Raw genomic sequence first — 13,693 nt, forward strand, 5'->3', positions numbered from 1 at the left:
GTCTCCGCCGAGCCGACGTTGTCGGCGATCACGAGCGGCGTGCCGCACATCACCGACTCGACACCGACGAGCCCGAACGGCTCGTACGCTGACGCGACGACCGTGAAATCGGCGGCCGCGAACAGCTTTTCGATCTCTTTGCTGTAACCCGCGTAACGAATTGTGTCGCCAGTTTTGGGCACCGGGCGGCCCGCGACGACGAGACAGACCGGCAGCGTCGTGCCCGAGAAAAACGCTTCGAGCAACGGATAGCCCTTGCGCTCGTGACTCGTCGACGAGAACACGAACATCACGCGATCGTCGGGCACGCCGAGCTGGCGGCGCACGGCCGCGCGCGCGGCGGCGTCGAGCGGCTTGAAGCGGGCGGTGTCGACGGGCGGATAAAGCACGTCGATGCGCGCTGCCGGCACGTGATAGAAACGCTGCAACTCGCGGCTCATCAATTGCGAATGCGCGACGATCGCGCGCGCCCGCGTGTAGACGCGCCGCTCGAGCTCGATTTGCCATTCGTCGCTGCGGCGCGCGGTGCGGCCCGCGGCTTCGAGCGAACCCGGATGCGTTCCGCCGCACAATGCGACGTCGGCATGCGTCGAGTGATTGATCGAGAACACGCACGCCGGACGATGCCGCTTCAAACGCTGCTTCAGACGCCAGTCGAACGCGAGGTTGCGCAGCTTGCGCGGCGCCCAGCGCACGTTGAGCGGCTGGGCATCGATCCACGCGGCCTCGGGAAGCGCCTCGTCGATCTCGCGCGCGAACAGCGTCGGGCGCAGACCGAGCCGATGCAGGCCGGCGATCACGTCGCGCGTGTAGCGCTCGGCGCCGCCGCTGTTCTTCAGCGCCTGGGCGGTCAGCGCGATGTCGGTGAGGGGCCGCTGGTTCGGGTCGAGGGTCGGCTCTGACAAGGATCGGTCTCGGTGAGGCGCACGCGCGGACGAGTCCGCGGGTGCGCAGTTTCGGGGCAGCGGCAATTGTAAAGGATGGATTTCGCCGGGTTCAGCTCGCGGGGGCTCGGGTTTGCCGTGCGCGTCGCGCGGCGCGGCCGTCAGCGGCTAGAATCTAGGCCAATCGCTTTCTCCCCGACTCCATGACCGATAGCCTGGCGCACCTCGCACCCCCTGCAACCGCAGACACCGCCCGCCCCCTCGTCTCGATGCTCGTGATCGCCTACAACCAGGCAGAGCAGATCGGCGACGCCGTGCGCAGCGCGCTCGCGCAAACCTACGAGCCGCTCGAAATCATCGTCTCCGACGACGCGTCCCGCGACGCGACCTACGCCGCGATCGAAGCGGCGCTCGCCGGCTACAGCGGGCCGCATCGCGTGATCGCGCGGCGCAATCTGGTGAACCAGGGCATCAGCGCGCACCTGTCGCAACTCGCGCAGTTGGCGCAGGGCGAGTTGCTGTTCGTCGCAGCCGGCGACGACATGTCGGCGCCCGAGCGCTGCGAGCGCGTCGTCGACTGCTGGCTCGCGCATGGGCGCCGCCCCGACCTGATCGCGACCGATCTCGCCGACATGGACGAAACGGGTCACGTGCACGAGCGCGTGAGCCCGACCGAGCTCGACCGCTATCGCAGCTTCGACGACTGGCTCGTCGAGCGTCCGTGGCTGATCGGCGCCGCGCATACGTGGTCGCGACGCCTGATCGAGCGCTTCGGGCCGATGCTGCCGGGCGCCGCGGCCGAGGATCAGATCATGGTGCTGCGCGCGATCCTATCGGGCGGCGCGATCAGTCTGCGCGAGCCGCTGGTGCGCTACCGGCGCGGCGGACTCTCGCGCAAGCGTCGCTACCAGTCGGTCGACGAGCTGATCGCGCGGATGCGGCAGAGCAATCGCTACGGACTCGCGGAACTTGCGCAGCTGCAGCGCGATGCTCAGATCGCCGGCGTCGGCGAACGCATGCGCGCGGCGATGGCGCCGAAGCTCGCGCGCGAGCAGTTCATCCATGCGATGTTCGAAGCGGGCAGTCTTGGCGAACGCATTGGTCTCGTGACGCGCAGCGCCGGCGTGAAGCTCGGGCTGCGGATTCGGATGTTTCTGTATGCGAGTTGCCCGGTGGTCTATGCACCGGGCATCTGGCTCAAGCGGCTCGTGCGGGGCGGAAAGGCCTGAAGACGACAGTAAGGTCTGACCGCGCTTTGCGACTCGATGCGGCGCGGCTCACGAAACTCAGCGCGACGCGCCCCGCCGCTGCCGCAAGCGTCGCGCGAGACCCGGCCTTCGCAGTTCGACGCCGAAGCTCAGCACACTCGCGCGCAAGCGCCGCAGCATCTTCACCGAGCGCACGAAGGTCTCGCCGGTGTGACTGATCATCACGAACTCGAACGCGCCGCGCCAGCTCGCGACACCGCGCGAAAACGCGTACATGTCATGACGCGCATCGACGGGCAGCTCGGCGCCGAAGCGGCGCGTGAACACCCGCACCTGATCCGCGATGGCTTCGATCTGCCGCCGCCGGCTCGCGCCGCGCCGCCGTGCCGCCTCGGCGCCGCATTCGTCACGCACCGCGCGCTCGTTGGTCGCGCTCGCGCCGACCGCGTTGCCGTCATGCTGCCGATACTTCAGATGCGGCGCCGCGACGTGGCGAATCTCGCCGAACGACGCAACCACCATCGCGAGCCACCAGTCGTGCATCACGATGCCGGGCGGGAACGGCAGTGCGCGATCGAGCGCCGCGCGGTTGACGAGCATCGCGCAGCCGGGCACATGGTTGCTCAGCAGAAAATCGCGCAAGCGCGTCGCGCAGCGCGACTTCGCGGTGATATCGAACAGCGAGCGCGACAGACGGCACAGCGTCGAGTCGACGAGCTCGATGTCGCAGAACGCGAGCGCCGGCGTGGCGGCGCCGTCGCCCGCGCTTTCCGCGCGCCGCACCTCCCGCATCAGATCGGCGACTTTCTCGGGCGCCCAGACGTCGTCCTGGTCGGCAAGCGCGATGTAGTCGCCGCGGCAGCCGGCGAGCGCGCGCTCGAAATTGCCGACGATGCCCGCCCGTGTGCCATCGCCGACGAGCCGCACCGGCACGCGTCCCGTATACGACGCGAGCAGTTCGCGGGTGCCGTCGCAGGATGCGTCGTCGGATACCACGACTTCGAGATGCGGCCAGCTCTGCGCTTCGAGCGAAGCCAGCAGCTCGGGCAGATAAGTGCGGCCGTTGTACGTCGCGAGCGCGATGGAGACGAGCGGCTTGCTCGGATCGTCGTCAAACATAGGCAGTCGATTTCCGCCAGGCGGACCGTGATTGCCCGCCAGCATGCGATGAGCGCCGAAAATGCGCAACCAATTGAGACTTAAACGCAACACCGGCCCAGATAATGGGCCGGATAGGCGATTAGCGGTTGGGGCCGCAATGTGCCGGATCAAACCGGGCTTTGCTGGAACTGGATCCGATGCAGATGCGCGTACAGGCCGTCGTGCTCGAGCAGCTCGCGATGGCTGCCACGCTCGACGATCCGGCCCGCTTCCATCACGAGGATGCGGTCGGCGCGCTCGATGGTCGACAGCCGGTGCGCGATCACGAGCGTCGTGCGGCCCTTCATCAGCGTTTCGAGCGCCGCCTGCACGTGGCGCTCGGACTCTGAATCGAGCGCCGACGTCGCTTCGTCGAGAATCAGAATCGGCGCGTCCTTGTAGATCGCGCGCGCGATCGCGAGACGCTGGCGCTGGCCGCCCGACAGCATCATGCCGTTGTCGCCGACGAGCGTCTCGATGCCCTGCGGCATCGCCTGCACGGTGTCCCACAGGTTCGCCGCACGCAACGCCGCCTTGACCTTCTCCGCATCGACCTCCTGACCGTACGCGACGTTGTGCGCGATCGTGTCGTTGAACAGCACGACGTCCTGGCTCACCATCGCGATCTGGCTGCGCAGCGCGTGCAGGTCGTACTCGGGCAGCGCGACGCCGTCGACCAGGATCGCGCCGCCGGTCGGATCGAAGAAGCGCGGCAGCAGGTTCACGAGTGTGGTCTTGCCGCTGCCCGACGGACCCGCAAGCGCGACCATCTCGCCCGGGGCGACCTTGAACGACACCTGGTCGAGCGTGTGACGGTTGTGCGTGGAGCTGGTGCCGTAGTTGAACGACACGTCGCGGAACTCGACCTCGCCGCGCGCGCGAGCAAGGGGCCTACCGCCGCCCTTCGGCTCGGCGGGCTCGTCGATCAGACCGAAGATCAGCTCGGCCGCGGTCATACCACGCTGCAACGGCTGGTTCACGTCCATCAGATGCTTGAGCGGCGAGATGATGAGCAGCATCGACGTGACGAACGCGACGAAGCCGCCGACCGTCGTCTGATCCGATGACGACTGCACCACCGCGATCGTGATCACGACCGCGAGCGCGATCGACGCGAGGAACTGCGTCAACGGCTGCGCGAGGCCGCCGGACACCGTCATGCGCATCGCGTAGCCGCGCAGGCGCCGGCTCATCGAGTTGAAGCGGTCCATCTCGTACTGCTCGCCGTTATGCACCTTGACGACCTTGTAGCCGCCCACCGTCTCCTCGACGATGTACGACAGCTCGTTGGTGAGCAGCTGATGCTCGCGGTTCAGGCGCCGCAGCCGGCGATTGATCTTGCCGACCAGCCAGCCGATGCCCGGCAGCAGCACCGCGACGATCAACGTCAGGCGCCAGTTCAGATAGAACAGATAGCCGAGCAGGAAGATCACCGTCAGCGAGTCGCGCACGAGCGTGACCATCACGCTCAGCAGCACGTTCAGAATCTGGTTGACCTCGAAGACGATCGCGTTGATCACCGTGCTCGCGGTTTCGCGCTGGAAGAACGCGACGCTCGTGTGGATCATGCGGTCGAACATCTTCAGACGCAGCTCGAGCAGGATCTTGTTCGACACGTACGCGAGCAGATAGCCGGACGCATACTGCGACACGCCGCGAATCAGCGCGAGGCCGATCACCGCGATCGGCACGAGCCACTTGGTCTTGTCGACCGCGTGCGAGCCGAAGCCCTTGTCGAGCAGTGGCTTGAGCAGCGCGGGAATGGCGGCGTCGGTGCCGGCGCTCACTGCCATCGCGACGATCGCGCCGAGCACGACCCACAGCAGCGGCTTGATGAATGGCCACAGGCGCCGCAGGACGACGGCCGGCGACGACGCATCGCCTGAACCCATGGGTTTGCTTAACGTTGGCTTCGCGCTCAAGGAATCCTCTGGAAATGCGGAACGGCGAGCACGCGGCGCAGGGTTGGGTGGCCGCGTGGAATATCAAAAAAGAGCATTGTAATCGGTTGCAGATGACGGCCGGCGCTCGGCGCACGACGGCATGCGCGCAACACCTTGGCCGATACACGCTGTGGTGCAGGGCCGGATGGGATGTGTATACTCGCTGCTCGATTGCCGGGTCGCGGGGCCCCGCTCCGTCACTTCGTCCTCCACGCAACTCAGGTATGCAAGAAACCACTCTTGGCGTTGCCATCATCACCCGGAACGCGGCGGCGCGGCTCGCCGAATGCCTGCAGGCCGTGGCCTTCGCCGATCAGATCGTCGTGATCGACGGCGGCAGCACCGACGGCACCGCCGACATCGCCCGCGCGCACGGCGCGCGTGTCATCGAGCAAACGGACTGGCCGGGCTTCGGCCCGCAAAAGAACCGTGCGGTCGATGCACTGACCACCAGCTGGGTCCTGTCGCTCGACGCCGACGAAATCGTCACGCCGGAACTTGCCGCATCGATTCGCGCGGCGCTCGCCGCGCCCGCCGCCGACGTCTACGCGGTGGACCGTCTGTCGAGCTTCTGCGGCCAATGGGTTCATCACAGCGGCTGGTATCCGGACTGGATTCCGCGCCTTTTCAAACGCGGCACCGCGCGTTTCTCCGACGATCTCGTGCACGAGCGCCTCGTGTTCGCCACGCCCGCGCAACGCCTGACCGGCAAGCTGATGCACTACTCGTACGAGGACTACGAGGGCGTGCTGCGCAAGCTCGACGCGTATTCGACGGCCGGCGCGCGGCAGCGTTACGAGGCCGGGCAGAAAGGCAGCATTCGTCTTGCGATCGGGCGCGGCCTGTGGGCGTTCGTACGGACTTATCTGCTGCGGCGCGGTTTTCTGGATGGCCGCACCGGGCTGATGATCGCGCTGTTCAATGCGGAGACGGTGTACTACCGGTTTCTGAAGCTGGCGCGGCTGGAAAAAACGGGCGGGCGATAAGCTGAGCTCAGATTAGCCGGTACACGCGGCACCGGCCGATCCACACCGCCTACCTCGCTCAATACACGATCTCGATCGAGCTTCCCGCAAATTCGCCGCGCAGCGCGGCGAGCAGTTCGTCGGTCGGCTTCACGCGCCACGCGTCGCCCAGACGCATTTCGCCTTGCGCATGCTCGCTGCGATAAACCACCTGCACCGCGAGTCCATTCGGAATCTGCACCGCCTGACGCTGACGACCGCCATCGCCGCCGAAGCCGCCACGGCCGCCGCCGTTGCCACCGCCGTTGCCACGAGTGGCGGCCGCCGACGCGGCTGCCCCGGCCGGCTCTTCCTTGCCGGCGGTGTGCGCTTCGAGCACCCGGCGCAATGCCTGCGCGTCAGCGTTGCCGTTCATCTGCACCTTCAGCGAGTCCGCGTAGCGGCAGCGCGCGCGGCCGAGATCCATCACCGTTTCGACGGTGAAGCGGATGCCGCCCGTGAACGCGTCGTTACGCGCCTGGCCCTGCACGACCAGCAGTTCGTCTTCCTTGAACAGCTGCTTGTGTTCTTCGAAGACCTCGTTGAAGACTGTCACTTCGCACTGACCGGTGCCGTCGTCGAGCAGCGCGATCAGCATCTTGCCGCGCTGGGTCATCTGCGTGCGCAGCGATACGATCACGCCCGCAACGAGCTTGTCGCGCCCTTCCTTCAGCTCGCCGATCTTCTGGCGCACGAACCGGCGCACTTCGTCCTTGTATGCATCGAACAGATGGCCCGACAGGTAGAAACCGAGCGCGGCCTTTTCTTCCTGCAGCTTGCGCTTTTCCGGCCACTCCGGTTCGTCGACGAGTTCGTGGCCTTGCGACGGCGCGTCGCCCATGTCGAACAGACCCGCCTGCAGCGCATTGGCCGCCGCCTGCTCGGCCGCTTCCATCGCGAGCGACACCGATGCGATCAGCTGCGCGCGGTTCGCATGCAGCGTGTCGAACGCGCCGGCGCGAATCAGCGCTTCGATCGTGCGTCGATTGACGATGCGCCGGTCGACGCGATTGCAGAAATCGAAGATGTCGATGAAGCGGCCGTCCTCGCGCGCGCGCAGGATTTCTTCGATCGCGTTCTGGCCGCTGCCCTTGATTGCGCCGAGACCATAACGGATCGTGCGCGAGCGCTTGCCGTCGGCCTCGGCGACCGGCTCGAAGCGATACGCCGACAGGTTCACGTCCGGCGGCAGCACGGCCATCTTGTTCGCGAGGCAGTCTTCGAACAGGATCTTGACCTTGTCCGTGTCGTCCATCGCGAGCGACATGTTGGCCGCCATGAATTCGGCCGGATGGTGCGCCTTCAGCCACGCGGTGTAGTAGGCGAGCAGCGCATACGCAGCCGCGTGCGACTTGTTGAAGCCGTAGCCCGCGAACTTCTCCATCAGGTCGAAGATTTCGTCGGACTTCTCGCGCGTGAGGCCGTTCCTGGCCGCGCCTTCCGCGAAAATCTCGCGGTGCTGGGCCATCTCCTCGGGCTTTTTCTTACCCATCGCGCGACGCAGCAGGTCGGCGCCGCCCAGCGAGTAACCGCCGATGATCTGCGCCATCTGCATCACCTGCTCCTGGTAGACCATGATGCCGTAGGTCTCTTTCAGAACAGGTTCGACGCGCGGGTCCGGATATTCCACCACCTCGCGGCCGTGCTTACGTGCGCAGAAGCTCGGGATCAGGTCCATCGGACCCGGGCGGTACAACGCGACGAGCGCGATGATGTCCTCGAAGCGATCGGGCTGCGCGTCCTTCAGCATGCCCTGCATGCCGCGGCTTTCCAGCTGGAACACGGCGACCGTGTTCGCTTTCTTCAGGATCGAGAACGACGCGGGGTCGTCGAGCGGCACCTGGCCGAGCGACCAGTCCTGCTTCGACGGATCGAGGCGGCGGATGTAGCGCTCGGCCCAATCCAGAATGGTCAGCGTGGTCAGGCCCAGAAAGTCGAACTTCACGAGGCCGACCGCCTCGACGTCGTCCTTGTCGTACTGGCTGACGACGCCGCTGTCGTCGCCCTGCGTATAGAGCGGGCAGAAATCGGTCAGCTTGCCGGGCGCGATCAGCACGCCGCCCGCGTGCATACCGACGTTACGTGTCAAGCCCTCTACGCGCTGCGCGAGTTCGAGCAGCTGGTGCACTTCGTCTTCGTTGTCGAAGCGCTCCTGCAATAGCGGCTCTTCCTTCATCGCGTCGGCGATCGTCACGTGCTTGCCCGGCTTGAACGGGATCAGCTTCGCGACGCCGTCCGTGAACATGTAGCCGAGATCGAGCACGCGGCCGATGTCGCGCACGGCCGCCTTTGCCGCCATCGTGCCGAACGTCGCGATCTGCGACACCGCGTTCGCGCCGTACTTTTCCTTCACGTACTGGATCACGCGATCGCGGCCGTGCTGGCAGAAGTCGATATCGAAGTCGGGCATCGACACCCGCTCCGGATTCAGGAAACGTTCGAACAGCAGGTTGTAGCGCAGCGGATCGAGATCGGTCACGCCGAGCGCATAGGCGACCAGCGAACCGGCGCCCGAACCGCGGCCAGGACCGACCGGCACGCCGTTGTTCTTCGCCCAGTTGATGAAGTCCGCAACGATCAGGAAGTAGCCTGGAAAGCCCATCTTGATGATCGTGCCGCACTCGAATTCGAGGCGCTGGTAGTAGGTCGGGCGTTGCGCGTCGCGCTCGGCCTCGTCCGGATACAGCTGTTCGAGCCGCTTTTCGAGGCCCTCTTTCGACAGCTGCACCAGGTAGTCGTCGAGCGACATGCCGTCGGGCGTCGGAAAGAGCGGCAGCTTCGGCTTGCCGAGTTCGAGCTTCAGATTGCAGCGCTTGGCGATCTGCACCGTGTTCGCGAGCGCCGAAGGAATGTCCGCGAACAGCGTGGCCATTTCCTGTTGCGTGCGGAAATACTGCTCGGACGTGAAGCGCTTCTGGCGACGCGGATTCGCGAGAATATCGCCTTCGGAAATACACACGCGCGCTTCGTGCGCGGTGAAGTCGTCCGGCGTCATGAACTGCATCGGGTGCGTCGCGACGACCGGCAGTTTCAGCGATGCCGCGAGCGCGACCGCCTGCTGCACGTACTGCTCGCCGCCAGGCTGACCGTAGCGCTGCAGCTCGATATAAAAGCCGCCCGGAAACACCTTCGCCCAATGCCGTGCATTGCGCTTCGCCGCCTCTTCATTGCCCGCCGCCAACGCAAGACCGATGTCGCCCTGCTGCGCGCCCGACAGCGCGAGCAGCCCTTCGCCCAAACCGGTTTCGAGCCAGCCGGCTTCGATTTCCGCGCGGCCGCGATACTGGTTCGTCAGCGAGGCCTTGCTGAGCAATTCGCAAAGGTTGAGGTAACCGCGGCGGTCCTTGACCAGCAGCAGCAGACGGGAAGGCTTGTCGCGGTCGTCCGGATTGGTGATCCAGACGTCGCAGCCGGCAATGGGTTTGACTCCTTTGCCACGCGCTTCCTTGTAGAAACGGACGAGGCCGAACGCGTTGCCGAGGTCGGTGAGCGCAAGCGCGCCCTGACCGTCTTTGGCCGCCGCCGCGACGATGTCGTCGAGACGCACGATGCCGTCGGCAATCGAGAATTCGGAGTGAACGCGGAGATGGACGAAGCGGGGATCTGACATGGGCGACATTGTAACCCCACCCTTCCGCAGATTTCAGTTCTAAACGGCGCGTTGGCCATCCGGCCAGGACGAGGTCGGCGAGAGGGTTGTTTGCGCTAGCGCAACCCGTTAGCCATTCGGCCAGGCCGGGGAAAATCCCCGGTTGAGGGATAATAGAGGTTTCGCCTGTTTCGGCCTGGCCATTCAACTGGCAAATGCACGGCAAACGCGCACGGCAAACGCGCGCGAAACCGCGCGCGAAACCCGGGTCTTATACGGGGGCGCAACAGCGGCGGCACGGCCCGCCGCCCTTCGCCACGCCGGCCATCTTTACCGCAGAACACACATGAGTATCGTCAATCTCGCCGCGTATCAATTCGCGACCATCGAAGACACCGCCGCCTGGCGCCCATTCGTCACCGAACGCTGCAATGCGCTCGGCCTGCGCGGCACTATCCTGCTCGCGCCGGAAGGCATCAACCTGTTCCTCGCCGGCACGCGCGAGAACACCGACGCGTTCATCGACTACATCCGCCACGACGCGCTGTTCGAAGGCAAGTTCGCGAATCTGCAGTTCAAGGAAAGCCTGTCGGACAAGCAGCCGTTCACGCGCATGCTGGTCAAGCTCAAGCGCGAAATCATCACGATGAAAAAGCCAGCGATCCGCCCCGAGCTCGGCCGCGCACCGTTCGTCGACGCGCCCACGCTGAAGACCTGGCTCGACCGCGGTCACGACGACGAAGGCCGTCCGGTCGTGATGCTCGACACGCGCAACGCGTTCGAAGTCGACGTCGGCACGTTCGACAACGCGCTCGACTATCGCATCACGAAGTTCAGCGAATTCCCCGAGGTGATCGAGAGCAACCGCACCGATCTCGAAGGCAAGACGGTGGTGTCGTTCTGCACGGGCGGCATCCGCTGCGAGAAGGCCGCGATCCATATGAAAGAAGTCGGCATCGAGAACGTGTACCAGCTCGAAGGCGGCATCCTCAAATACTTCGAGGAAGTGGGCGGCGCGCATTATCACGGCGACTGCTTCGTGTTCGACTATCGCACCGCACTGAATCCGCAACTCGAACCGACCGCGACCGCGCAATGCTTCGGCTGCCGCGCGGTGGTCACGCCCGAGCAACAGCAATCGCCGATGTACGTCGCGGGCAAGACCTGCCCGGCGTGCCATCCGGACAGCAAGGCCGCGTGCGCCGCGTAATGTCAGCCGGGGTGCCTCGCGGCGCGGGCGCCTCGCCTGACCTCCCCACACCATGACCTATCGCGGACGCTTCGCACCGTCGCCAACCGGCCCGCTGCATTTCGGTTCGCTGGTCAGCGCGCTCGCGAGCTGGCTCGACGCGCGCGCGCAGCGCGGCGCGTGGCTCGTGCGCGTCGAAGATATCGACGGACCGCGCACGGTGCCCGGTGCCGCCGAGGACATCCTCGCGACTCTCGAACGCTTCGGCATGCGCGCCGACGAAACGCCGCTCTGGCAAAGCCAGCGCATCGCGCACTATCAGCAGGCGCTGGAGCGGTTGAAATCGACCGGTCTCGTCTATCCGTGCGGCTGCACGCGCAAGGAAATCGCCGATTCGCTATTGCACGCGCACGCGCGCAACACCACGCTCGCCTACCCCGGCACCTGCCGCACCGGTCTGCACGGCAAGCCCGCGCGCGCGTGGCGCCTGCGTGTGCCCGACGGCGACTCGGCCGTGATCACGTTCGACGACCGCTGGCAGGGTCCGCAGACGCAAAACCTCGCGACCGAGGTCGGCGATTTCGTGCTGCGCCGCGCGGACGATCAATGGGCGTATCAGCTGGCGGTCGTGGTGGACGATGCGGACGCGGGCATTACGCACATCGTGCGCGGCGCGGATCTGATGGATTCGACGGCGCGGCAGATTTATCTGCAACGTTGTCTGGGCGTGGCGACGCCCGAATATCTGCATGTGCCGGTCGTCACGAACGAGCACGGCGAGAAGCTGAGCAAACAGACCGGCGCGACCGCGCTCGATAGCGACAAGCCGCTCGAAGCATTAGGCGCGGCGGCACGGCATCTGGGACTCGAACTGGGAAGCGAGCCGCCCGCGACGCTCGAGCAGTTCTACAGCGCCGCGACCGCGGCCTGGGCAAAACGGATGAACATTCGCCCATCCAGATGATGCGCATGCGTGGAGTCTGCTGCGCTTTCCGAAACATCGGAACGGGGCTCCACCGCTTTACGCTCGGGGCGTTGCACCCCGAGCTCCGAACCCGACAGCCCGTCTTACGACGACGAAGGCGTCTTCCTCGGCATTCCGAAGCCACCGAGCAACGCGGCCAGTTGCCGCTTCGGCGCTGCCTTTTGCGGCGCGGCCGTCTCCTCGACCTTGTGCACCGATGCCGGCGACGGCTCGTACGGCTTCAGGAAGAAATCGTCGATCGGTTGCGCGCGATGATGATGCGGACGGTCATACGAACCCGATGCCCCGCCCGTGCGACGGCGGCTGCGCTCGTCGCGCGATTCACTGCGCTCACGGCGCAGCGAACGATCATCGTGATGATGGCGCACCGGCGCCTCGACGGTCAGGCGCTGCAAGTCGAGCGGACGCTTGATCAGCTTCTCGATGTCGGCCAGTTGCTTGCGCTCATTCGGGCTGCACAGCGACAGCGCGTCGCCCGATGCGCCCGCGCGGCCCGTCCGGCCGATCCGGTGCACGTAGTCTTCGGCGTTGAACGGCAGGTCGAAGTTGATCACCGCCGGCAGTTCGGCGATATCGAGACCGCGCGCGGCGACATCGGTCGCGACCAGCGCCTCGACCTCGCCGCGCTTGAACGCGTCGAGCGCCTGCATGCGCTCGCTTTGCGAGCGGTCACCGTGAATCGCGGTCGCGACCACGCCGTCGCGTTCGAGGCTGCGCGCGAGCCGGCTTGCGCCGATCTTGCTGTTGCAGAACACGATCACCTGCTTCAGGCCGCGCTCGCGGATCAGTTGCACGACCGCGCCGGTCTTGTCGCCCTCGGCCACTTCGTAGACGACCTGCGTGACATTGGTCGCGGTCGAGTTGCTGCGCGCGACTTCGATGGTCTGCGGATTGCGCAGATAGGTTGCGGCGAGCTTCTTGATTTCGCCCGAGAACGTCGCGGAAAAGAGCAGCGTCTGGCGCTCTTTCGGCAGCAGGTTCAGGATGCGCTGCAGGTCGGGCAGGAAGCCCATGTCGAGCATGCGGTCGGCTTCGTCGAGCACGAGCATCTGCACCTGGCCCAGGTTGGCGGTTTTCTGCTGCACGTGATCGAGCAGACGGCCCGGCGTCGCGATCAGGATTTCGACGCCGCGGCGCAGTTGGTCGGACTGCGGATTCATATCGACGCCGCCGAACACGACCGCGCTGCGCAGCGCCGTGTGCTTCGCGTAGGCCTGCACGTTCGCGGCCACCTGGTCGGCGAGTTCGCGGGTCGGCGTGAGGATCAGCGCGCGCACCGGATGGCGAGCCGGCGACGCGCTCGTATTGGCTTGCGGCAGCAGACGCTGGATGATCGGCAGCGAGAAGCTCGCGGTCTTGCCGGTACCGGTCTGCGCGGCGCCCATCACGTCACGGCCCGCCAGCACGACCGGGATCGCCTTCGCCTGGATCGGCGTGGGCGACGTGTAGCCCGATTCCTTGATGGCCTTCAGGATGTCGGGCGCGAGGCCGAATTGATCAAAAGTCTCAGTGCTGGGCGTGACGGCTGTGTCGGACATGGTGGCTTTCGCTAAAAAGGCGCGTGGCGCGGATGCGCGCGGCAGCGGTCGGGGCCGCGGAGGGCATCAGGATGAAGGCGGAGCCACGTCGTTCCGCGCGAGACCCGTCTGAGTTCGGTTAATGCGGCCGGCTCCGGTTGGCGGAAACACCCGCCGAAAGCCCAGTATTGTAGCACTTCAGCAAAAACGCTCGCGACGGCCGGCTGGCCGGCC

Annotated in this window: 9 protein-coding genes; 4 read left to right on the plus strand and 5 right to left on the minus strand. The window is 65.9% G+C overall.

What is annotated here, in order from left to right; all coding sequences use genetic code 11:
- Nucleotides 1-905, minus strand: a 905-nt coding sequence (locus tag AB3X94_RS32345) for a glycosyltransferase family 4 protein (RefSeq protein WP_368613661.1), incomplete at its 3' end; no start/stop codon positions are given.
- A 182-nt stretch (nucleotides 906-1,087) separates the two neighbouring features.
- Here AB3X94_RS32345 and AB3X94_RS32350 point away from each other — a divergent pair.
- Nucleotides 1,088-2,113 carry a glycosyltransferase family 2 protein gene (locus AB3X94_RS32350; protein ID WP_176109178.1) on the plus strand — a complete coding sequence of 342 codons (1,026 nt, stop codon included), beginning with the start codon at nucleotides 1,088-1,090 and terminating at the stop codon, nucleotides 2,111-2,113.
- Nucleotides 2,114-2,170: 57 nt separating this feature from the next.
- Here AB3X94_RS32350 and AB3X94_RS32355 read toward each other — a convergent pair whose 3' ends face one another.
- Nucleotides 2,171-3,211 (minus strand): glycosyltransferase family 2 protein, encoded by a 1,041-nt coding sequence (locus AB3X94_RS32355; protein ID WP_176109179.1) that lies wholly within the window; start codon nucleotides 3,209-3,211, stop codon nucleotides 2,171-2,173.
- A gap of 149 nt (nucleotides 3,212-3,360) precedes the next feature.
- The gene (gene msbA, locus AB3X94_RS32360) at nucleotides 3,361-5,154 is read right to left on the minus strand and encodes a lipid A export permease/ATP-binding protein MsbA (protein ID WP_176109180.1); all 1,794 of its coding nucleotides are present in this window, start codon (nucleotides 5,152-5,154) and stop codon (nucleotides 3,361-3,363) included.
- Between the two features lie 245 nt (nucleotides 5,155-5,399).
- Between msbA and AB3X94_RS32365 the strand changes: the two genes are divergently transcribed.
- Complete coding sequence (locus AB3X94_RS32365; RefSeq protein WP_368613662.1) at nucleotides 5,400-6,161, plus strand: glycosyltransferase family 2 protein; 762 nt, start codon at nucleotides 5,400-5,402, stop codon at nucleotides 6,159-6,161.
- Nucleotides 6,162-6,219: 58 nt separating this feature from the next.
- On the opposite strand, the gene dnaE is transcribed toward AB3X94_RS32365, so the two are convergent.
- Nucleotides 6,220-9,798 carry a DNA polymerase III subunit alpha gene (gene dnaE, locus AB3X94_RS32370; protein ID WP_368613663.1) on the minus strand — a complete coding sequence of 1,193 codons (3,579 nt, stop codon included), beginning with the start codon at nucleotides 9,796-9,798 and terminating at the stop codon, nucleotides 6,220-6,222.
- Between the two features lie 316 nt (nucleotides 9,799-10,114).
- Here dnaE and AB3X94_RS32375 point away from each other — a divergent pair, with 316 nt between their 5' ends.
- Together AB3X94_RS32375 and gluQRS are read left to right on the plus strand one after the other, a co-directional pair.
- Nucleotides 10,115-10,978 carry a sulfurtransferase gene (locus tag AB3X94_RS32375; protein WP_368613664.1) on the plus strand — a complete coding sequence of 288 codons (864 nt, stop codon included), beginning with the start codon at nucleotides 10,115-10,117 and terminating at the stop codon, nucleotides 10,976-10,978.
- Nucleotides 10,979-11,030: 52 nt separating this feature from the next.
- On the plus strand, nucleotides 11,031-11,921 hold the full coding sequence (gene gluQRS / locus AB3X94_RS32380; protein WP_368613665.1) for a tRNA glutamyl-Q(34) synthetase GluQRS: 891 nt from the start codon (nucleotides 11,031-11,033) through the stop codon (nucleotides 11,919-11,921).
- Nucleotides 11,922-12,025: 104 nt separating this feature from the next.
- Here gluQRS and AB3X94_RS32385 read toward each other — a convergent pair whose 3' ends face one another.
- A complete protein-coding gene (locus tag AB3X94_RS32385; RefSeq protein WP_176121260.1) occupies nucleotides 12,026-13,480 on the minus strand; it encodes a DEAD/DEAH box helicase in 1,455 nt (484 codons plus the stop codon).
- Nucleotides 13,481-13,693: the final 213 nt, after the last annotated feature.

Source organism: Paraburkholderia sp. BR10923, assembly GCF_040948765.1.
Lineage (GTDB): Bacteria > Pseudomonadota > Gammaproteobacteria > Burkholderiales > Burkholderiaceae > Paraburkholderia > Paraburkholderia youngii.

Bases quoted from the DNA above. Each gene is read 5' to 3' on its own strand.
- AB3X94_RS32365 (WP_368613662.1), top strand. From the start codon at position 5,400: ATGCAAGAAACCACTCTTGGCGTTGCCATCATCACCCGGAACGCGGCG.
- dnaE (WP_368613663.1), bottom strand. From the start codon at position 9,798: ATGTCGCCCATGTCAGATCCCCGCTTCGTCCATCTCCGCGTTCACTCC.
- gluQRS (WP_368613665.1), top strand. From the start codon at position 11,031: ATGACCTATCGCGGACGCTTCGCACCGTCGCCAACCGGCCCGCTGCAT.
- AB3X94_RS32355 (WP_176109179.1), bottom strand. From the start codon at position 3,211: ATGTTTGACGACGATCCGAGCAAGCCGCTCGTCTCCATCGCGCTCGCG.
- AB3X94_RS32385 (WP_176121260.1), bottom strand. From the start codon at position 13,480: ATGTCCGACACAGCCGTCACGCCCAGCACTGAGACTTTTGATCAATTC.
- AB3X94_RS32350 (WP_176109178.1), top strand. From the start codon at position 1,088: ATGACCGATAGCCTGGCGCACCTCGCACCCCCTGCAACCGCAGACACC.
- AB3X94_RS32375 (WP_368613664.1), top strand. From the start codon at position 10,115: ATGAGTATCGTCAATCTCGCCGCGTATCAATTCGCGACCATCGAAGAC.